22 protein-coding genes and 1 tRNA gene are annotated in these 21,008 nt (G+C 28.3%); 4 read left to right on the top strand and 19 right to left on the bottom strand.

Going from position 1 to position 21,008, the window contains the following annotated elements:
* Window positions 1–444, bottom strand: a complete 444-nt coding sequence (gene rpiB / locus CR143_RS02640) for a ribose 5-phosphate isomerase B (protein WP_099340293.1) — start codon at window positions 442–444, stop codon at window positions 1–3.
* 64 nt (window positions 445–508) lie between these two features.
* Complete coding sequence (gene hemA / locus CR143_RS02635) at window positions 509–1,729, bottom strand: 5-aminolevulinate synthase (protein WP_099340292.1); 1,221 nt, start codon at window positions 1,727–1,729, stop codon at window positions 509–511.
* A 78-nt stretch (window positions 1,730–1,807) separates the two neighbouring features.
* Between hemA and hemB the strand changes: the two genes are divergently transcribed.
* Complete coding sequence (gene hemB / locus CR143_RS02630; protein ID WP_099340291.1) at window positions 1,808–2,791, top strand: porphobilinogen synthase; 984 nt, start codon at window positions 1,808–1,810, stop codon at window positions 2,789–2,791.
* Here the strand turns inward: hemB and CR143_RS02625 are convergent.
* Genes CR143_RS02625 through dapA form a run of 13 tightly spaced genes read right to left on the bottom strand, consistent with a single transcriptional unit; the run spans window position 2,780 to window position 13,641 of the window.
* Window positions 2,780–3,235 (bottom strand): flavin reductase family protein, encoded by a 456-nt coding sequence (locus CR143_RS02625; RefSeq protein ID WP_204524610.1) that lies wholly within the window; start codon window positions 3,233–3,235, stop codon window positions 2,780–2,782. The genes hemB and CR143_RS02625 overlap by 12 nt on opposite strands.
* Before the next feature lie 4 nt (window positions 3,236–3,239).
* The gene (parC, locus tag CR143_RS02620; protein ID WP_099340289.1) at window positions 3,240–5,492 is read right to left on the bottom strand and encodes a DNA topoisomerase IV subunit A; all 2,253 of its coding nucleotides are present in this window, start codon (window positions 5,490–5,492) and stop codon (window positions 3,240–3,242) included.
* Window positions 5,482–6,132: a DNA repair protein RecO gene (recO, locus tag CR143_RS02615; RefSeq protein ID WP_099340288.1), complete on the bottom strand. Its 651-nt coding sequence runs from the start codon at window positions 6,130–6,132 to the stop codon at window positions 5,482–5,484. Before recO ends, parC begins: the two co-directional genes overlap by 11 nt.
* Window positions 6,129–6,962, bottom strand: coding sequence for a GTPase Era (era, locus tag CR143_RS02610; protein ID WP_099340287.1), 834 nt, complete (start codon window positions 6,960–6,962; stop codon window positions 6,129–6,131). Before era ends, recO begins: the two co-directional genes overlap by 4 nt.
* The gene (gene rnc / locus CR143_RS02605) at window positions 6,955–7,635 is read right to left on the bottom strand and encodes a ribonuclease III (RefSeq protein ID WP_099340286.1); all 681 of its coding nucleotides are present in this window, start codon (window positions 7,633–7,635) and stop codon (window positions 6,955–6,957) included. Before rnc ends, era begins: the two co-directional genes overlap by 8 nt.
* On the bottom strand, window positions 7,632–8,357 hold the full coding sequence (gene lepB, locus CR143_RS02600; RefSeq protein ID WP_099340285.1) for a signal peptidase I: 726 nt from the start codon (window positions 8,355–8,357) through the stop codon (window positions 7,632–7,634). The genes rnc and lepB overlap by 4 nt, the downstream gene beginning before the upstream one ends.
* Window positions 8,354–8,746, bottom strand: a complete 393-nt coding sequence (acpS, locus tag CR143_RS02595; protein ID WP_099340284.1) for a holo-ACP synthase — start codon at window positions 8,744–8,746, stop codon at window positions 8,354–8,356. The genes lepB and acpS overlap by 4 nt, the downstream gene beginning before the upstream one ends.
* Complete coding sequence (locus tag CR143_RS02590) at window positions 8,743–9,477, bottom strand: pyridoxine 5'-phosphate synthase (protein WP_099340283.1); 735 nt, start codon at window positions 9,475–9,477, stop codon at window positions 8,743–8,745. The genes acpS and CR143_RS02590 overlap by 4 nt, the downstream gene beginning before the upstream one ends.
* Window positions 9,478–10,062: an orotate phosphoribosyltransferase gene (gene pyrE, locus CR143_RS02585; RefSeq protein ID WP_099340282.1), complete on the bottom strand. Its 585-nt coding sequence runs from the start codon at window positions 10,060–10,062 to the stop codon at window positions 9,478–9,480.
* Window positions 10,040–11,758: a bifunctional (p)ppGpp synthetase/guanosine-3',5'-bis(diphosphate) 3'-pyrophosphohydrolase gene (locus CR143_RS02580; protein ID WP_099340281.1), complete on the bottom strand. Its 1,719-nt coding sequence runs from the start codon at window positions 11,756–11,758 to the stop codon at window positions 10,040–10,042. Before CR143_RS02580 ends, pyrE begins: the two co-directional genes overlap by 23 nt.
* 21 nt (window positions 11,759–11,779) lie before the next feature.
* Window positions 11,780–12,283: a 2-amino-4-hydroxy-6-hydroxymethyldihydropteridine diphosphokinase gene (folK, locus tag CR143_RS02575; protein ID WP_099340280.1), complete on the bottom strand. Its 504-nt coding sequence runs from the start codon at window positions 12,281–12,283 to the stop codon at window positions 11,780–11,782.
* A 2-nt stretch (window positions 12,284–12,285) separates the two neighbouring features.
* Window positions 12,286–12,753 (bottom strand): SsrA-binding protein SmpB, encoded by a 468-nt coding sequence (gene smpB, locus CR143_RS02570; protein WP_099340279.1) that lies wholly within the window; start codon window positions 12,751–12,753, stop codon window positions 12,286–12,288.
* Between the two features lie 3 nt (window positions 12,754–12,756).
* Window positions 12,757–13,641 carry a 4-hydroxy-tetrahydrodipicolinate synthase gene (dapA, locus tag CR143_RS02565; RefSeq protein ID WP_099340278.1) on the bottom strand — a complete coding sequence of 295 codons (885 nt, stop codon included), beginning with the start codon at window positions 13,639–13,641 and terminating at the stop codon, window positions 12,757–12,759.
* A gap of 61 nt (window positions 13,642–13,702) precedes the next feature.
* On the opposite strand from dapA, the gene CR143_RS02560 reads away from it, so the two are divergent.
* Window positions 13,703–16,021 (top strand): lytic transglycosylase domain-containing protein, encoded by a 2,319-nt coding sequence (locus CR143_RS02560; RefSeq protein ID WP_099340277.1) that lies wholly within the window; start codon window positions 13,703–13,705, stop codon window positions 16,019–16,021.
* Here the strand turns inward: CR143_RS02560 and CR143_RS02555 are convergent, their stop codons facing one another.
* Entirely contained in the window at window positions 16,022–16,765 is a 744-nt protein-coding gene (locus CR143_RS02555; protein WP_099340276.1) for a hypothetical protein, read from the bottom strand.
* 5 nt (window positions 16,766–16,770) lie between these two features.
* Window positions 16,771–16,865 (bottom strand) — tRNA-Ser (locus CR143_RS02550).
* Between the two features lie 150 nt (window positions 16,866–17,015).
* On the opposite strand from CR143_RS02550, the gene CR143_RS02545 reads away from it, so the two are divergent.
* Window positions 17,016–17,978, top strand: a complete 963-nt coding sequence (locus CR143_RS02545; RefSeq protein WP_099340275.1) for an SDR family oxidoreductase — start codon at window positions 17,016–17,018, stop codon at window positions 17,976–17,978.
* Between the two features lie 149 nt (window positions 17,979–18,127).
* The gene (locus CR143_RS02540; protein WP_099340274.1) at window positions 18,128–18,451 is read left to right on the top strand and encodes a DMT family transporter; all 324 of its coding nucleotides are present in this window, start codon (window positions 18,128–18,130) and stop codon (window positions 18,449–18,451) included.
* Window positions 18,452–18,455: 4 nt separating this feature from the next.
* Here CR143_RS02540 and CR143_RS02535 read toward each other — a convergent pair whose 3' ends face one another.
* Window positions 18,456–19,157 carry a pirin family protein gene (locus CR143_RS02535; RefSeq protein ID WP_099340273.1) on the bottom strand — a complete coding sequence of 234 codons (702 nt, stop codon included), beginning with the start codon at window positions 19,155–19,157 and terminating at the stop codon, window positions 18,456–18,458.
* Between the two features lie 6 nt (window positions 19,158–19,163).
* The gene (gene typA / locus CR143_RS02530; protein ID WP_099340272.1) at window positions 19,164–20,984 is read right to left on the bottom strand and encodes a translational GTPase TypA; all 1,821 of its coding nucleotides are present in this window, start codon (window positions 20,982–20,984) and stop codon (window positions 19,164–19,166) included.
* Window positions 20,985–21,008: the final 24 nt, after the last annotated feature.

The raw sequence follows: 21,008 nt of genomic DNA, 5'->3' as shown, positions 1-21,008 counted from the left end.
TTATTTATCTAATTTTTTAACTCTAGTTAAATGCCTGCCTTTTTCAAATTTTGTACTAATGAAAGTATTTACAATTGTTTTAATGTTTTTAAAATCAATTAATCTAGCGCCAAGACACAATACATTTGCATTATTATGTTTTCTAGCTAAAGAGGCTGATTTTTTGTTGTAGCAAACAGCTGCTCTTATTTTTTTAATCCTATTTGCCGCAATAGAAACCCCAATGCCAGAGCCACAAATCAATATCCCAAATACAGTTTTATTTTTTACAGCTAATGCTAATTTTTTCCCATAATCTGGATAATCAACTCTTTCTTCTGAGAAAGTTCCAATATCTAATAATTTAATATTAGCTTTCTTTAAAAAAATTTTAATTTTCTCCTTAACTAAGAAACCGGCATGATCAGAGCCAATAATAATTGATTTTGTTAGTGATTTAGACACAGCTGTTAATTACCAACTTCAAAATCCCTTGTATATTAAAAAAACTAATTAATAATTTTATATATTAGGCCGCTCTTGAAAGTTTTAATTCTCTCCAAATTTTATCAAGAGCATTTACAAGGAACTCTAACTTAGAATCATCGTGTAAAGGAGTTGGAGTAAATCTAAGTCTTTCTAAACCTCTTGGAACCGTCGGATAGTTAATAGGCTGCACATATATTGAGTATTCATTTAATAAAATATCTGAAATTTCTTTACATCTCACCGGATCTTTAACTAACAGTGGTACTATGTGGCTATTATTTTTTATAATTGGTAAGTTCTTAGCAAGCATTAATTTTTTTAATTTTTCTGCCCTCTCGTAAAGAGCTTCCCTTAAACTATAATTGTTTTTAACATATCGAATGCTAGCAACTGCTGCTGCTGCTAAACTAGGAGGTAAGGAAGTTGTAAAAATAAATCCTGGAGCAAACGATCTAATAACATCAATAATATTATATTTAGCTGTAATGTAGCCGCCCATCAAACCAAAGCCTTTAGCTAATGTTCCTTCTATAATGTCTATCTCCGAAGTTAGCCCAAGTTGTTCAGATAAACCCCCACCATTTTTTCCATAAAGTCCAACTCCATGAACCTCATCTAAATAAGTAAGTGCATTATATTTTTTTGAGACTTCAATAATTTTTTTAATCGGAGCGAAATCACCATCCATTGAATAAACAGATTCAAAGGCTACAATTTTTGGATGATCTTTATTAGAATTTTTTAAAAGATACTCAAGATGATCAACATCATTATGTTTCCAGATAAATTTGTCAGAATTACCTTTTCTGATACCCTCAATCATTGACGCATGATTATTTTCATCAGAAAAAATAATACAATTTGGTAAAAATTTAGCTAACGTACTTAAAGCGCATTCATTTGCAATGTAGCCAGAGGTAAAAATTAAAGCTCCATCTTTATTATGAAATTTTGCCAACTCATTTTCTAACTCAACATGGTAATTTGATGTACCTGAAATATTTCTTGTTCCGCCAGCACCAGCGCCTACTAAATTTACTGCATTTACGAATGCATCGACAACAAGAGGATTCTGCCCCATTCCTAAATAATCATTACTACACCAAATAGTTACGTCAGATTTAATTCCGTATTGATTATTATAAACTGCTTTTGGAAACTCACCTTTTTTTCGAGTAATATTATTAAAAATTCTATAACGACCTTCTTGTCTTAGATCTTTTAATGCACTGTTAAAAATAAGATCGTAATCTATGCTCATAGCTAATATTACCCTATAGAAAATACTTTTTTCAAATATATACTTTTACTGTATTGTCGCATTAAATATAAAATTCTAATGAAATTCCCTAGCACTAGATTAAGAAGAAATAGAAAGTCAGAATGGTCTAGAAGACTAATAAATGACACTTATCTTGATAAATCTGATTTTATATTACCTGTTTTTGTTTGTGAGGGTAAGAACAAGAAACAAGAAATTAAATCTATGCCAGGAATTTTTAGATATTCCATAGATAGATTGGATGAAATTATTTCTAGAGCATCAAAAAATAAAATACCTGCTGTTGCTATTTTTCCATTAATTGAAAATTCAAAAAAAAATAATAAGGGAACCGAAGCTATTAATAAAAATAATGTAGTTTGTAATGCAATATCGCAGGTTAAAAAATTAAATAAGAATATTGGGGTTATGTGTGATGTAGCTCTTGATCCTTACACGTCTCATGGTCATGACGGTCTTATTATAAATAATGAAATTCATAATGATGAAACAAATAAAATCTTAATTAAACAAGCCTTAGTCCAAGCACAAGCTGGATGCGATATCATTGCCCCATCAGACATGATGGATGGAAGAATTGGCTTAATAAGAAATGCTTTGGAAAAAAATAAATTTTTTAATATTCAAATATTGTCCTATGCAGTTAAGTATGCCTCTAACTTCTACTCTCCTTTTAGAGATGCTGTTGGCACATCCTCAACTCTTAAATCTGACAAAAAAACTTACCAAATGGATTATAAGAATTCAGATGAAGCGCTACTTGAGGTTAAATTAGATCTGGATGAAGGAGCAGATTTTGTAATGGTTAAACCAGCTTTAGCTTATCTTGATATTATTTATAAAATTAAACAAAAATTTAACGTACCTGTTTTTGCTTACAACGTTTCAGGTGAATACAGCTTAATTAAAAATGGAATTAAATCATCATTAGCAAAAGAAGATATTATTCTTGAAGTAATTTATAGTTTTAAAAGAGCTGGCGCTAATGCAATTGTTTCTTACTTTGCTAACGAAGTAATAGAAAAATACCTATCCAAATAATTTTTTATATTTACTTGAAAAATAGATAAGGGGTTTTTTTTCTTTTTTTAATTTAAATTGCAAAACTTTTGCAACAAAAAATAAATGATCACCAATATTAATTTTTTTTACTGTTTTACAATAAAGTTCTGCCAGATTATTTTTTAATAAATTTTTCACAATAATTGAGTTTTTTTGTATTTCATTTCTAGAGGAAAAATAATTTGAAACATTAGTTTGTTTTTCAGATAAAATATAAATATTTAAAAATTTTAAATTATAAAATTTTTTATAACTTGAAGTTGTTTTGTCTAAGCTCCATGAAATATATGCGGGCTTTAAAGATATTGAGACAAAGGAATTAACAGTAATTCCTGTAATTAAACTATTTTTACTTTTTTTTGTTATAACTGTTATTCCAGTTGCATATTTTGACAAAATTTTCTTATATCTGGAAATATTCATCGTATTATAAATGACATCTAATGTTATTTTCAAAATTTCTATTCATAATCTGATTTTTATAATTCTTAATAATCTTTCCAGATTGAGCTCTCTTTGCAAAATTGTCCTCTATTGCAGATTTATCAAACAGAGTTTTATCCATTTGATCTTTTATAACCGACTTTGAATTAAATACTGTAGCATTAATAACCTTTAGCGATTTTCCTTTAACTAAAATAACACCTCTGCCCTTATCTAATTTTGGAAGTTCGTTAATGTTAAAAGCAAGCATCTTATTTTTCTTGTCAGCCTCACAAATGACTGCAACGGCATCATAATCTTTAATTACTCTAGAAACTCCAATAACCCTATCATCACCCTTAACATTCATCACTTTTTTTCCGGTTTTTTTATTAGTTTCAAGGTTTTTTTCTAAAGCAACAAAACCATATCCTTCTCTAGTGTAGATAAAAATTTCACCTTCATTATCAAATTTAAAGCCATCAATAATTTTTTCATTGTCAGTAAGGGATAAGTATGAAGAAATTGGCCTTCCTGTTGATGATCCAGTTAAGATGTTATCAGCCTCAATTGTATAAAATTTACCAAAATTTGAAGCTAATATAACTTTATCGTTGGAGCGAGCATGAATTAATAAAGAGCTACTTTCATTTCCAATTTGTTCTTCCAAATTTTTAACAAAAGATTTTTGTGATTTAATAAAACCATTTTTAAGAATGGTAATTGTAAGAGGATGATCAGATTTAATCTCATTATCAAAGTCTTCTTCATTAACACTTCCAAATTTATCTAATTGAGTTCTTCTTTTGCCTAATAATGGATTATCTTTAAATTTTTTAATCAAAAAATCTATTTCACTATCTATTTCTTTTTTTTGTAAAGATTTAGAAGATAATAATTTTGTTAAAAAGTTTTTTTCAGATAATAAATCTTTATATTCTTGCTTAATTTCTTTTTCTTCTAATTTTCTAAGATTTCTTAAACGCATATCCAAAATTGCATTTACTTGATTTTGTGTGAACTTAAATTTTTTTACCAGTTGTAGTTTTGGATCATCTGCATTTCTTATAATTTTAATAATTTTATCTAAATTGTGATAAACTTTAATAAATCCAATTAAAATTTCTATTCTGTTTTTGATATTCTTTAATCTAAATTCTGATTTTCTTATTAAAACTTCATAACGATGGGATAAAAAATTTACTAAAACTTCTTTTATCGACATTACTTTTGGCTGTAACTTTGAATTTAAAACGTTCATGTTTAATGGAATTCTTACCTGTAAATCGGTTTGTCTGAACAAACTTTCCATCAATACTTCAGGTTTAACATTTCTGTTTTTTGGACGGATAATGATGCGAACTAATTGATCTGACTCATCTATAACATTATCAATTAATTTATTTTTTTTACTTATAATTAGATCTGCAATCTTTTCTATTAAAGTCGATTTACTTACTTGATAGGGAATTTCATGTATTGATATTTGATATTGACCTCTGCCTAAATCCTCAATTTTATAAGAAGACCTTAGTTCAAAAAAACCTCTTCCACTTGTGTAGGCTTTTAATATTTCTGACTTATTATTATTTAAAATACCACCCGTTGGAAAATCAGGACCTGGAAGAACTTTTAATAATTCTTTTATAGAAACATTTTTGTCATGATTGACAATTTTTAAACCTTCGCAAATTTCGACAATATTATGTGGTGGTATGCTTGTTGCCATTCCAACAGCAATTCCAGATGCTCCATTTGCTAATAAATTTGGAAATTTGGCAGGAAATACTAAAGGCTCTTGTAAATCACCATCATAAGTACTTTTAAAATCCACCGTTTCTTCATCTATATTTTCTAGCAAAAGTTCGGAAATTTCAGTGAGTTTTGCCTCCGTGTATCTCATGGCAGCAGCATTATCGCCGTCAATATTTCCAAAATTACCCTGACCGTTTACTAATGGGTAACGAATTGAAAAATCTTGAGCTAATCTCACTAATGCATCGTAAACAGACTGGTCTCCATGAGGATGAAATTTACCGATAACATCCCCAACTACTCTTGCAGATTTCTTAGGTTGTAATTTTGATCCTAAATTTAAAAGATACATGGCGTAAAGCAGTCGGCGGTGAACTGGTTTTAAACCATCTCTAACATCAGGTAGTGCTCTATGCGTAATCGTTGATAATGCATAGGCTAAATACTTTTGGCTAAACTCAGTTGCTAAGGATGCATTTAAAATATTATCTTTATTTTTCATTGAAGAAATTTTCTAATTTTATTCTATAAAAAGGAAATTTAACTTTATTTGGTTCAAAAATATAATTTAATAATTGGTGCTTGTTAATTAACAACCCGTTGTAAATGTCTTTATCAGTAAAGGATGCTGAATTATCATTAAAATATTGTGGATAACTTAAATTTTTATTAAATAATTTTAAAGTTTCTTTACTTTCTAAATGAAGATTGTAGCCGAGCTCCGATAACAAAAATCTCTCCCATAAAACGTATTTTTTAAAAAAATCATTAGAATTTAATGATTTAAATAAATCCTCAAAAGAGTTGTAAACAGTTAAATATACATTTCTTTCAGGCAATATTTTTAGACAGATACTTGTGGCTGATAATATAGCTGTTAATTTTTTATCATTATCAAAATATTTTGGAGCTATTGCATCCATCAATTCAAAATTATAGTAACCGATTGCATCCTCTGATTTTGACTTCCAAGTAACTTTAATTTTATTACCAATGTGAATTAATTTTTTTAATTTAGAAGAAGTTCCTCCATAAATTATTCCTTTATGATGACCATGATCCTTTGAAAGAATGCTTATAATAGAGGAATTTTCACCGTAAATATTAACTCCAAGTATGTATCCCTCATCACTCCAAGTCATTGCTTAGATGTTTGTACGTCTAAAAATAAACTAACTTTGTGTTTAAATAATTTTTCAATTTCTTTTCTAGCTGCTATACCAATTTTTTTAATAACACTCCCATTTTTTCCTAAAATAATTTTTTTATGATTATTATTTTTTACATAAATATATTGGTAAATTTTATAATTCCTATTTTCTTTTTCAAATTTATAAGTTTTTACATAAATCTGGTATGGCAACTCTTGGTTTAAATATTTAAATACTGCCTCGCGTGTAAGTTCAGAAAAAAAAACATCTTTAGATATATTTGTTTCAAAATTAATAGAATTTTCAAAATCACCCTCAGGAAGTTTTGAAACAATCCCATCTAAAAGATTATTAATATTTTTGTTTTTTAGAGCTGAAACGTAATAAATTTCATCAAAATTTTTAACAAAATTAGATTTATTAACCTGCTCGATTGCAAATTCCTGTGAAACTTTATCAATTTTATTAAATACTAATATTTTTGGTTTTTTTATATTTTTAATAATTTTTTCAAGAATTTCTTCATAAAATAAATGAATAGAAATATCTAAAATTATAACGATTACATCTGATCTTTTAACTTCAATATTTACGTCATTTAAAAAGTTAGTATTATTTTTTTTATTATAAAGACCAGGAGTATCTACAAAAATAATCTTGTTATCCTTGTGATATTTAACAACCTCTATTGCAAAATTTGTTGTTTGAACTTTATGAGAAACAATTGAGATTTTTTTTTTAAAAATTGTGTTTAGTAAAGTTGATTTGCCTGCATTTGTTGGTCCGATTAAACAGGCATATCCTATTCTTTTTTTATTCATTATCTAAACTATCTAATAATGATTGAGCTGCTTTTTGTTCAGCATTTCTTTTTGAGGAACCTTCGCCAATAAACGATTTGGACTTTTTAATATTAACTGAAACTTTAAAAATCGGCTTATGCGCAGGTCCAGAGGTTGATAAGTCTTTGTATTTTGGAAGCTCTTTATAAAGTTTTAAAGATAATTCTTGCAGCTTTGTTTTTGCATCAATTTTAATTTCACTTGATTGCTTTAGTTGATCTTTCCATAAATCAAAAATAAATTTTTCGACAACTTCAAATCCTCTATCAATATATATTGCTCCTATAAGAGACTCACACAAATCTCCTAAAATTTTTAGGTTTCCTGTTTTAATTTTCTTTTGCCCTTTGCTTATTGATATGAATTTTAATAAATCATATTTTTCTATTACTTTTGCACAAACTTTTTTATTAATTAGTGAGGCTAATTTTTTATCAAGCTGTCCTTCTTTATCGTTGGGGTACAAATTGATTAATTTTTTAGCAAGTACCAATCCTAAAACTCTATCACCTAAAAATTCTAAAATTTCATTATTAGAGGAATTGTCATTGGAAAAACTTTTATGAACTAAAGCTTGTGATAAGAATTTTTTGTTTGAAAATTTTACACCAATAATTTTTTCTACATCACTGATCTTATTATCAGAAATCATTTAATAAATTTTAAGATTCTATTAAATCTTATGGATTTATGCCATTTCCAAAAAGTAAATAAATTTCCTATTTCTTCGTTATTTGAAAAAAATAAAATTTGCGCCTTACCTACCAAATTAATTTTATCTACATATCCAACGCTAGAAAGATATCTGCTATCTTGCGAACAATCTCTGTTATCACCCATAAAAAAAAATTTATTTTGAGGTATTAAATAAACATCAGTGTCTTTTGATGAATTTTTTTCAGAGTAAGCGGCTAAATAAGTTTTTCCATTTGGTAATGTTTCTTGGTAAAAATTTGACTTAATTTTAGTCCCACCACATAGTACGAAGTCATTTTTAATAAATTCTCTCTTTATCGGTTTATTGTTAATATTTAGCACACCATTGAGCATTTGAATTTTATCACCGGGCAATCCTATTAAACGCTTAATATAATCTGTATCGTTATCCTCTGGAGTTTTAAAAACAATTACATCCCCTCTTTCAGGAGAAGAGAATAAAATTCTTTTGTCGGAAATATTTGGGCTAAAAGGTAAAGAATGTTTACTATAACCGTAAGTAAATTTAGTAACAAACAGCCTATCTCCTACAAGTAAACTTTCCTCCATAGATGATGATGGAATATAAAAGGGCTGGAAAAAAAAAGTTCTTATAAATAATGCAATTAGAAAAGCAAAAATGAGTGTTTTTGCATTATCAATGATAATTTTTTTCATTCAGAAGTAATTAGAGCCGTTGCAACAGCCCACGGTTTATCATCGGATAGAGTTAAAAAAATATTATATTTCTTAGATATTTTATTAACTATGGTCTTGGCTTTGCCATTTAAATTAGCATAAGGCTTGCCGCTCTCATCATTGTATATTTCTATATCCTTAAAATGGATGCCATTTGAAAAACCATATCCAATTGCTTTTGAGATAGCTTCTTTAGCAGCAAATCTTTTAGCAATTGTTGAAACATTCTTAAATCTAGATAGTTTTTTTTCAGATTTTTTTTCAGACTCGGTCAAAATTTTATTTAAAAACTGGTTACCATATTTAGAATAAATTTTTTTTATTCTATTAATATTTACAATATCCGTCCCCAAGCCAATTACATTCATCGATTTAAAATTTTATTAAACTTTTTTAGGACATTAGCTATACCAAAAAATATCGACTCTGATATAAAAAAATGTCCGATATTCAACTCTGAAATTTCAGTTATTTGTGAAATTTTTTTTGCAGTTATAAAATTTAAGCCATGACCCGCATGAACTCCTAAGTTTAATTTATTACCAAGTTTTGCAGCTTCTTTTATTCTCAAAAACTCTTTTCTAGTATTTAGATTATTACCCTGTCTAAAAAATCTACAATATTTTCCAGTATGTAATTCAATATTATCTGAGCCCATTTTTTTTGCCATAACAACACTTTTTAGGCTTGGTTCTATAAATAAGGAAACTTGAATATTTTTATTTTTTAATAAGCGTATAACTTTTTTCAAATAATTGGTTTTATAATTTAAATTTAACCCGCCTTCAGTGGTGACTTCTTCTCTTCTTTCAGGAACAATACATACAAACTTAGGTTTTAATTTTAATGCAATTTTAAGCATTTCAGGCGTTAAAGCCATTTCTAAATTTATTGGAATTTTAATTTTTTTTTTTAATTCTATTAAGTCTTGATCCTGAATATGTCTTCGATCTTCTCTTAAATGAACTGTGATAGAGTCAGCTCCATGATTTTGAGCTATTAGCGCGGCCCTAGATGGCGATGGATAATCATCACCTCTTGCATTTCTTACTGTAGCCACATGATCAATGTTAAAACCTAATCTAATTCTTTTTCTCATTTAAATTAAATTCCTACTTCCAGGCTTAATTGCTGGAATTGATTTTAATTTAGAAGGAATTTCGTTTGCCTTAAAAACGGGAATATCAAACGTGATTTGTGAAACAATTTCTAAATTAATAGAACTTTGTTTATTTGAGCGGTCTACAATACATGCAAATCCTATAACATTTCCTTTTAATTTTTTTACAACCTGGGCACACTCCATACTTGATTTACCTGTTGTAATAACATCCTCAACAATCAACACTTTTGCACCTGGCTTAATTTCAAAGCCACGTCTTAATTGAAATTCTCCAGAGACGCGTTCAGTAAAAACTGAAGGCAATTTTAAATGTCTTGCAACCTCATATCCGACAATAATTCCTCCCATAGCGGGCGCAACAATTAAATCTATTTTTTTAAAAACTTTTCTTATTTTTTTTGATAAGGATTTACATACTGACTCAGAATATTTTGGATGCATTAATAATTTAGCGCATTGTAAATAATATTCACTGTGTAATCCTGAGGATAAAATAAAGTGACCTTGTAATAAGGCTTTCGTATCTAAAAAAATTTTCTTAGTTTGTTTTTCTGTTAGCATCTACTTTTCTATTTCTAATAATTTTAAAATTTATTCCTTGTTGTTTGATTTCAGAAATTAAGTTCGTAAAATCTTTTAAATTTTTAATCTCTAGGTCAAAAATAAAACTTATAAAATCATCTTTTTTATCAACAAGCTCAACATTTGAGATATTACATTTGTGTTTTCCAATCATGGTACAAACCTCTCCTAAAGTTCCTGCCTTATGACTTAAAAGAACCCATAAACTAGTATCGTAAGCTTTTTCCTCTGAATTATTAGTTTTTCTCAAACTCCAATATCTTCTTACTGCAGCCCTAGCTTTTCCTGTTTTAGCTATGGATGACCAGTACATTGAAGGTGATGGTTTAGAAGAAGTGATAATTTGAACTTCATCACCATTATTTAGGATACTTTGCAAAGGTGACTCTTTACCGTTAATTTTACAACCAATACATTTGTCGCCAATTTCAGTATGAACTGCGTAAGCAAAATCTATCGGGGTAGCATTTGCTGGTAAGCGAATAAGTGCTCCTTTAGGAGTAAAACAAAATACTTGATCTTGAAACAGTTGAAGTTTTGTATACTCAAAAAAATGTTCTGGATTTTCTCCACTTTCTAACATCTCAACTAAATCTTTTAACCAATTATAATCTTTTAGAGTTTTATCACTTACCTTTTCGTTAGTTTTGTAATTCCAATGAGCAGCTACTCCTCTTTCTGCGAACTCATGCATTTCATGAGTTCTAATCTGAATTTCAATTTTTTGTCGTTTAGGTCCAATTACAGATGTGTGAATTGATTTATAACTATTAGATTTTGGAACTGAAATATAATCTTTAAATCTTCCTGGAACCATTGACCATTCAGTATGAAAGACGCCAAGAGTTTGATAACACAAATCAACATTATCCAAAATAACTCTAAAACCTACAATATCCGTAATTTGTTCTAAGGAAATTCTCTTATTTTGTATTTTTCTCCAAATGGAAAAAGGAGTTTTTTCTCTGCCGGTAACTTTAGCTTTAATACCTTTTTCTTCTAATAATTTTAATATTTTTTTTGAAATTTCAGAAAAGGTTACTCCTAAACTTTCTTTGTTAAGAATTAAGCGATCTGTAATTAATTTTCTTGCCTCAGGATTTAAAACATTAAATGCTAAATCTTCAAGCTCATCACGAAAATTATGCATTCCCATTCTCTCTGCTAATGGAGAATAAATTTCCATGGTCTCTTTTGCTATTCTTAATTTTTTTTCTGGATCAACAATATTATTAATTGTTCGCATGTTATGAAGTCTGTCTGCTAATTTGACTAATAAAACTCTAATATCTTTTGAGGTTGCTAATATTAGTTTTCTAAAATTTTCAGCAACAGAGTATTCTTTAGACTTATCTTCTAATCTTGAAATTTTTGTAACACCCTCAACAAGATCGGCAATTTCTTTGCCGAATAATTTATTAACTTCAAGGTATGTTGCCTCTGTATCTTCAATCGTGTCATGTAGTAAGGCTGTAGTAATAGTGGCTGTGTCTACTTTTAAGTCACACAAAATAGCAGCAACTGCAATGGGATGAGTTATGTAAGGATCGCCTGATAGTCTCTTTTGATTTCTATGAACATTAAATGCAAAGTTATAAGCTTTTTTAACAACATTTTCGTCAATATAATTGTTATAAATCTTAACTTTATCTAGAAGTTCTTGCTGATTAAGCATGAACAAAAATATATCAAAGTTTTATATAATTGTAATGTTCTTCTTGGATTCTATGTCTAAATTTTCAATCAATTGATCAATTTTTTTTCCAGACAAAGGGCTTTTCCAATTTTTGTCAATTTCTCTAATTGGAAATAAAACAAAACTTCTTTGTTCTAAACGTGGATGTGGAATTTTTAATGAAATATTCTTATTAGAAATATTTATTATTTGCCCATTAAAATCTATAATATCAATATCACATGTTCGTGGAGCGTTAATTAGATCTCGTTTTCGATGAAATTCTTTCTCTACTTTAAAAATGTATTGTATCAGCTCCTCTGCTGAAAATTTTGTCTCAATGGAAATTACACTATTAATAAATTTAGGATCTAATTTATTTGGTACAGCAACACTTTCATAAAAACTGGATTTTTTTAATATTTTAACCTCATCATTATTAAAAAATTCATAACATTTTAGCAAAGTTTGTTTACTGTCACCAAATTTAGATGGCAGATTTGATCCGAGTGAGAGAAGTATCATAGTTAGTTTTTTCTAAAAACTCTCGATTTTTCTCTTTCCCAATCTCTAGTTTTTTTTGTATGTCGCTTATCGTGTTGTTTTTTTCCTTTAGCAATAGCAATTTGTACTTTGGCAATTCCTTTGTGATTAAAATACATTCTGACTGGAACAACCGTTAAGCCTTCTTGATTAATCTTTCCAATTATTTTATTAATTTGTTTTTTGCTTAATAATAATTTTCTAAGCCTTCTTGGATCATGATTATTATATGAGGATTGATTATATTCAGGAATATAAGAATTTTGTAAAAAAAGTTCTCCGCTAATATCAACAGCATAAGATTCTGCGATATTGCCCTTACCTAATCGTAAAGATTTAACTTCAGATCCTAACAAAGCTATTCCAGCTTCAATTAATTCTAAAAGAAAATAATTAAAACTAGCTTTTCTATTGTTTGCAACTACCTGATAATTGCCCTCATCTTTTTTCATTAATTAAATTAATGAAAGTTTTTTTAATAAATTCTTAATTCTGATTTGATTTTTTTTAGCAATAGTTACCATTGGTAAACGTAAATCTTTTGAACATAACTTTAATAAACTAACAGCAAACTTTACTGGGGCAGGATTTGTTTCCACAAACATCAAATCGTGTAATGGTTTTAACATTTTATTGATTTCTTTAGCTCTTTGAAAAATTAATTTGTCAGTTTTATAATCTAACAAAATTTGCATTTCAGAACAAAGTTTAGGAGCAACATTAGCAGTGACAGATATACAGCCTACTCCCCCTCTTAATTTAAATTCAAATGCATTGGAATCTTCTCCAGTGAATTGAATAAAATCTTTTCCTAATTTTTTTCGTTGTTGAACGACCCTATTGAGATCTCCAGTCGCATCCTTTACTCCAGCAATATTTTTTAATTCAAATAAACGAGCCATTGTATCGACGCTCATATCAATTACTGATCGACCTGGAATGTTATAAATAAAAATGGGTATACCGCATCGATTATTAATTGCCTTATAATGTTGGTACAAACCTTCCTGCGTTGGTTTATTATAATAAGGTGTTACAATTAATGCTGCACTTGCTCCCGCTTTCTCTGCAAATCTTGTTAGATCAATAGCCTCTTCAGTAGAATTAGATCCCGTTCCAGCCATAATTGGAATTCTATCTTTTGACTCACGAACACAAATTTTAATAATCTCCCTATGTTCGGCATGACTTAATGTTGGAGATTCTCCGGTAGTTCCACCAGGCACTAATCCATTAGTGCCATTATCAATTTGATGATGAATTAATTTAATAAAAGCATTCTTATCCAATCGATTGTTTTTAAATGGTGTTATTAATGCAGTAAATGATCCTTTAAACATTATATAAATATCTATAAAAATTCGTTTTTATAATACACTATTTTTAAAATAATAAAATTAAATGAACTTTAGATTTGTTATAATTATTAATTTATTTTTGCTGATAGGTTTAACTTTTCCAGCTTATGCAAAAAATATTCCTCCAAAATTAAAACCAGAAAAATTTATAGATAAATCAGTTTCTTCATCAAAAACATCGAAGATGTTTGATAATATAACAAAGAATAAAAAAAAAGATCAAGTAGCTATAACACCTAAAAATGATCTTCCTAAAGAAGAGGAATTAAATCAAAAAAAAGAAATTAAAAAAGATATTAAAGAGCCTAAACAAAAAAAAACTGCAGAAAAAGAAATTGTAAAATCAAAAGAGACAAAAGAAATTAAAAAAAATGATGAGGCAAAAGAAATTGTTCCAAAAATAAAGCCACAAGATTTTAAGAGTTTTTCTCCTGAACACAAAGGTCCTTTAGAAACAAAAACACTTAATAATAGAGATTTTGAAATTTCAAAAGTTGTCTTTGATTACGTAGACCGTAAGCAATGGAAACTGGCCTTATCAGATGCCCAAAAGATGCAAGACAAAACAATTTATAACCTTGTAAATTGGATGTACTTGATAGATCCACAGAGCGGAGCTAGTTTTAATGAGTATTTTATATTCATAAAAAATAATAAAGATTGGCCAAGAATTAATCGTATAAAATATTTAGCCGAGCATAAAATTAATTTTGATAATAATTCACCCTCTTCAATTATTGAATATTTTAACAATAACCCCCCTTTAAGCGGCTTTGGAAGATTGCGATTAGCGGAGGCATTTTTAGAAAATAATCAATCTGAAAAAGCTAAAAACTTAGTAAAAGATGGCTTCAAAGATGCTGAATTAAGTAAAAATGACCTAAGATATTTTTCAAAAATTTTTAAAAAATTTTTAACACAGCAAGATTATGTATTAAGAGCGGATTATTTTGCATATGAAGCAAAATATCAAGATTTAAGAGATACAATTGAATACTTAAATGCTGACTATCAAAAACTATATAATGCAAGAGCTGCATTATTTACTAAAAGATCAGCTGATAATTTAATTGCGCAAGTACCTCAATATTTAAAAGAAGATCCAGGTTTAATTTACGATAGAATTAAATGGCGAAGGAAAAAATCAAGATTTGATGAGGCGTTAACACTAATAAATCTAAGTGCTTCAGACTCATTGGAAAGAAATCAATACCTAGCAAAAGAAAGACTATCGATTGCTAGAGATAAAATTCAAGATAAAGAATTTAAAACAGCATATGAAATTCTTAAAGACCATAGATTAAAAGATGGGTCTGATTATGCTGAAATTGAATGGCATCTTGGTTGGTTAGCCTTAAGCTTTATGAATCAACCAGATTTAGCCTTAGGCCATTTTTTAAGAATGAATGCAGCAGTTTCTTATCCGATCTCTAAAGCGCGAGCAGCATTTTGGATTGGAAAAACTTACAAAAAATTAGGACAAACAAACCAAGCAAATACTTGGTTTAAAACCGGCTCACAATACGGAACAACTTTTTACGGTCAATTGTCCCATAAAGAAATAGATGAAAAGAAATTCTTAATAAATAATAGTTTCAAATTCAGCGAAGAAAAGTATGAAGAATTTAAAAAAAATAATCCGCTTGCTAAATCCGTCGTTGTATTAAAGGAACTTAATAGAACTAAATATACAAAGGATATATTAAGACATCTCGGCGATGTTGATCAGAACAAAACTGCTGAGGAAATCTCAATGGCTGGAGTTTTGGCTCAAGAGATTGAAAGATATGATTTTGCAATTCAAATTGCAAAAAACGCTTCATACAAAAATTTAAATTTTTTAGAAATTAGCTATCCAAGAATTGAAGTTCCTCAACAAATTAAAGATCAAAAAATACTAGATAGCTCTGTAATTTTAGCTTTAATAAGACAAGAAAGTGAGTTTGACACCTCCGCAACCTCAAGAGTTGGTGCAAAGGGTTTAATGCAAATAATGCCAGCAACCGCAAGATTACTAAGTAAAGTAACAAATATTGATTTTTCGAGGGAAAAATTAACTAGAGATAAAGATTATAATTTAGCGTTAGGTTCTTATTATATTTCAGATTTAGATGATCTTTTTGGCTCACACTATCTAGCTTTTGCAGCCTATAACGCAGGTCCTAACCGTGTGGAAAAATGGATTAAAACATTTGGAGATCCCAGAAGAAAACAAATTGATGCCATTGATTTTATTGAACTTATACCATTTCACGAGACAAGAAATTATGTACAAAGAGTAAGTGAAAATATAAATGTCTATGAATATTTAAAAGATCCTAACAACGCAACAAATAAAATTGAAAAAATTTTATACCGATAATTAATTATTATTTTTTTTATAAGAATAAGATATAGCTGCAAAGACTACTGTGTAATTCAAATACGAAATAAAAAAAGATATAAAATCAAAAAAAGGCTTTATAAATTTATAAAATTCCTGGGAGTTCTCTACAAAATAAATTTGTATTGCAAAAACTAAATAGGTTGGCAAAATAAAAGCTGCAGTGATAATTAAAAATATTAAAAATAATTTTCCTGAATAATTATTAAATTCTTTTCCGTTAAAAATATTAGTCGTTTGATTTAACGATATTTTAGGCAGAACGAGAATTATTTTAAATGTTAAGTAAATTGTTGGAATTAGTAATAACACTACAAATCTACTATCAATACCAAAAAATTGACTGATATTATTTACGTCTAAGTAATATTTTAGAAAAACAGGACTTAGTGCAAAAGAAAAAATTAAAGCACTATAAAAAAAATATCTTAAATTCGTATAATCAAATATTTTTAATAATGGATTATATATAGTTTGATTTACCAAGATTTCTCTATGTGTTTTATAAGCAATTGTACTTATAACAAGGCCCATTAATGAAAAAAAAATAAGAAACGTAAATTTCGTTGCAATATTTTTTAATACTAAAAAATACAGCCCATTAAAAATTATTGTAAGTAGTAATACTGTAAAAAAACTTTCACTAAATTTTTTTTTTATATCGCTGAACGTGTAAGAGAATGATTTTGTAATTATTTCATTTATACTAAGATTATCATTCATATTTTTGGCGGAGAGAGAGGGATTCGAACCCTCGATACGACTTTTCAATCGTATAACGGTTTAGCAAACCGCCGCCTTCAGCCATCTCGGCCACCTCTCCAATCTAAATTTAATAATATATAATGGTACATAAAAGATAATTTAAAGAAAATGATCATATGTCAACATTAAATTTACATTTACTATATTTTCTTTAATTTTATATTAAATTAAAAAATCGAATTTATTATAATTTAAAAAATAGTTTATAATGATCTTAATTACAGGTGGAGATGGTTTCATTGGAAAAGAATTATTAGATATTCTTAAGACAAAAAAAATTATTTTATTACTTAAAAAAAAAAATAAAAAGATTAATCTAAAAAAGTATCATATTGTTATTGGAAACTTAATGAGAGAAAAAACATTAAGAAAATTAAAAAAAAAGAAAATTCATACTGTCATTCATTTAGCATCAAATGTTGATACTTCACTCAAAAATCATGATATAAATACTATTGGTACTAAAAACTTAATTGAATGTTTAAATCTCAAAAAAATTAAAAAATTTATCTACGCAAGTTCTATTGCAACAATGGATAATTTATGTAAAAAAAAATTTAGTTATAAATCTTATAGTACAGAAAATGACATTACTCTAGAACCAAATCACATTTATGGTCAAAAAAAATTAGAAACTGAATGTTATCTTAAAAAAAAGTTTAATAAATCAAATATAAAATTAGTTATTTTAAGAATAAGTGCGGTATTTGGCAAAAACACAATAAAAAAGGGTCTTTTTTCAGTATTTAAAATAAATGTTAAAAAAAATAATTTTTTTTCAAAGATAAAATTTCCAGGAAAAATATCTCTTATCTATGTAAAAGATTTGGCTAAAATAATTTATTTATTAACAAATAAAAAAAAAATAAAAAAAATTACGACAATTATTTGTTCAACACATACTAGAACTTTTTATGAATTATTAGATACTTTTAAAATTAAGTATAAAAATAAGAGTAAGTATATACTCGAAAACAAATTTTATTTTTTAATTATAGAAATTTTTTTAAAAAAAATTTTTTTTTTCAAAAAAATTATACCTCACTTTATATTTAATAAGTTATGGCAACTTAATCTATTAATTAGTAATGATTATAATTTCAAATCATTATATACTAACAAGTTTCTTAAAAATAAATATACCTCTTTTGAGAATTGGGTTTTAAATTAATTATATTTATTTTTACTTTCAGTGAATTACATTATTATACAATAAAATAATCAAATAAATAATTATCAAAAGAAAATTACTTCAGCCATCTCGGCCACCTCTCCTAATTTTGATAATTTTTATAAATAAGGATATATCTGCTTTGATATATGACTACAACTCACTGGTTTTATCTAATTGCTGCTGGACTTTTTGAAATTGGATGGCCGCTTGGATTAAAGCTTTCAGCGATACCTTCCTATAAAATACTAGGACCAATTATTGCTGTTATTTCAATGGCAATTAGCGGTATTTTATTATGGCTTTCTCTTAAGGGAATATCTATTGGCACTGCATACGCAGTTTGGACTGGTATTGGAGCTACTGGAACTTTTATTATTGGCGTTTTATTTTTTAATGATCCATCAATTCTCTTAAGATGGATTGGAGTATCTTTAATAATTCTTGGCGTTATATTTCTTAAAGTTGCTTAATTTTTTATTTTGGAGCATCAATTACTAATACTTCAGAATTATCATTTGCTTTTATTTTAAATTCTTTAATATTTGTAATTTCAGCAGCATCCCCCTTTTCCAAAATTTTATCATTTATAAAAATTTTTCCATACGAACATAATAAATATACCTGATGTTTAATATTATAATTAACTTCGGTACCTTTATTTATTTTCCCACCAGAAATATAAGCGTCTTGATAAATTCCTAATGTTCCATCTTTATAATTTTTTCCAAATCCAGAAATAAGAAGATTAAGATTATTTTTAACAGGATCTTTTGGAAATTCTTTTGCTTCCCATCTTGGTTTAACGCTAGTTTTATTTGGAATAATCCAAATTTGATAAATATTTGTTTCTTGATCCTCTAAATTATATTCTGAATGAATAACGCCTGTGCCTGCGCTCATAACTTGAATATCGCCAGCTACTGTTCTGCCTTTATTACCTTGATTATCTGTATGAGTTATTGCGCCAGATCTAACATAAGTAATAATTTCCATATCGTTATGTTGGTGAGGATCAAAACCTTTTTTGGCCTTAATAATATCGTCATTAATTACTCGAATTGAGCCAAAACTCATTCGTTTAGGGTTATAATATGATGCAAAACTAAAATGATGTTTTGCCTTTAACCATCCATGGTCAGCTCCGCCTAGATCCTTGTACTTAACAATATTAATCATTATTTTTTATGATTTTTGAGCTCTTTTTCGTTCGTGTTCAAGTAAGAATTTTTTTCTTATTCGAATTGATTTTGGTGTTACTTCAACAAGTTCATCATCATTAATAAACTGCAGAGAATATTCTAAAGTTGTTTTAATAGGAGGTATAATAACTAATGCTTCATCAGCAGTAACAGATCTTACATTTGATACTTTTTTTCCAATTAATGGATTAACTACTAAGTCATTGTCTCTATTATGTATTCCAATAACCTGACCTCCATAAACTTCATCGCCATGGGATATAAAAAAACGGCCACGATCTTGAAGATGAAATATTGCATAAGTTACAGCTTTGCCTTGATCTTTTGAAATCAGAACTCCATTATTTCTCTCACCTAATGCCTGATTAATTTTTGGACCATAATGATCGAAGGAGTGGTACATTAGACCTGTTCCTGAAGTAGTTGATAAAAAGTCAGAACGAAAACCAATCAAACCTCTTGTTGGAATAATATAATCTAGTCTAACTCTACCCCTACTATCAGAGACCATATTTTTTAAATCTCCTTTTCTTTCACCAAGTTTTTCCATGATCTTACCTTGATGCTGCTCTTCAATATCAATAGTTAAAGCTTCAAAAGGTTCCTGATCTTGCCCATCAACTTTTTTAATAATCACCTCGGGTCTAGAAATTGCAAGTTCATAGCCCTCTCTTCTCATATTCTCTATTAAAATTGATAAATGAAGTTCCCCTCTTCCAGACACTCTATATTTATCCGGACTTTCAGTTTCTGAAACTCGTAGCGCAACATTGTGAATAAGTTCTTTATCTAGTCTATCTTTAATATTTCTTGTGGTTACATACTTACCTTCTTTGCCTGCAAAGGGAGATGTATTGACTTGGAAAGTCATGCTAATTGTTGGCTCATCAACAACAAGTGGTGGCAACGCCTCAACTTGTTTTGGATCGCAAACTGTATCTGAAATTTTAACCCCATCAATACCAGAGAACATTATTATTTCTCCAGCAGATGCTTCTTGTTTTTCAACCCTTGCTAAACCTAGAAATCCCAAAATTTGTAAAATTTTTCCATTTTTTATTTTTCCCTCTTTATTAATAATTGAAACATTGTCATTCAATTTAACAGTTCCTCTTTGAATTCTACCAACTCCAATAACACCTACATAACTTGAATAATCTAAAGCACTTACTTGCATTCTAAAAGGTCCATCAAGATCAACTTTTGGATGTGGAACGTTATCAACAATACATTGAAATAAAACGCTCATATTGTGATCAGCCTTTTTTGGCTCTTTTGCTGCCCAACCTTGAATTGCTGATGTATAAACAATTGGAAAATCTAATTGCTCTGAGCTAGCTCCTAATTTATCAAATAAATCAAAAGTTTGATCTAATGCCCAATCGGGTCTTGCTCCATCCCTGTCTACTTTATTAATTACTACAATAGGACGTAGTCCAAGTTTTAGAGCTTTAGATGTTACAAATCTGGTTTGTGGCATCGGTCCATCCACCGCATCAACAAGTAACAAAACTGAATCCACCATAGAAAGGCCCCGTTCTACTTCACCACCAAAATCAGCGTGACCAGGCGTATCAATGATATTTATTTGATAACCATTCCAAGTTAAGGACGTATTTTTTGCAAGAATTGTAATACCTCTTTCTTTTTCAATTTCATTAGAATCCATCACGCGCTCTTGTGACATTTCAGAAGCTTTCAAGGTTCCTGAGTCTCTTAATAATTTATCTAAAAGAGTTGTTTTGCCGTGATCGACGTGCGCAATAATTGCGATGTTGCGGATTTTTTTTATATCTGTCGCCATGAAGAGTGACTATCTAAACTAGAA

Origin of the sequence: Candidatus Fonsibacter ubiquis, assembly GCF_002688585.1 — a bacterium.
Taxonomy (GTDB): Bacteria; Pseudomonadota; Alphaproteobacteria; order Pelagibacterales; family Pelagibacteraceae; genus Fontibacterium; species Fontibacterium commune.
The sequence above is the reverse complement of the archived record's forward strand: the minus strand, read 5'-3'. Positions and strand labels throughout refer to the sequence as shown.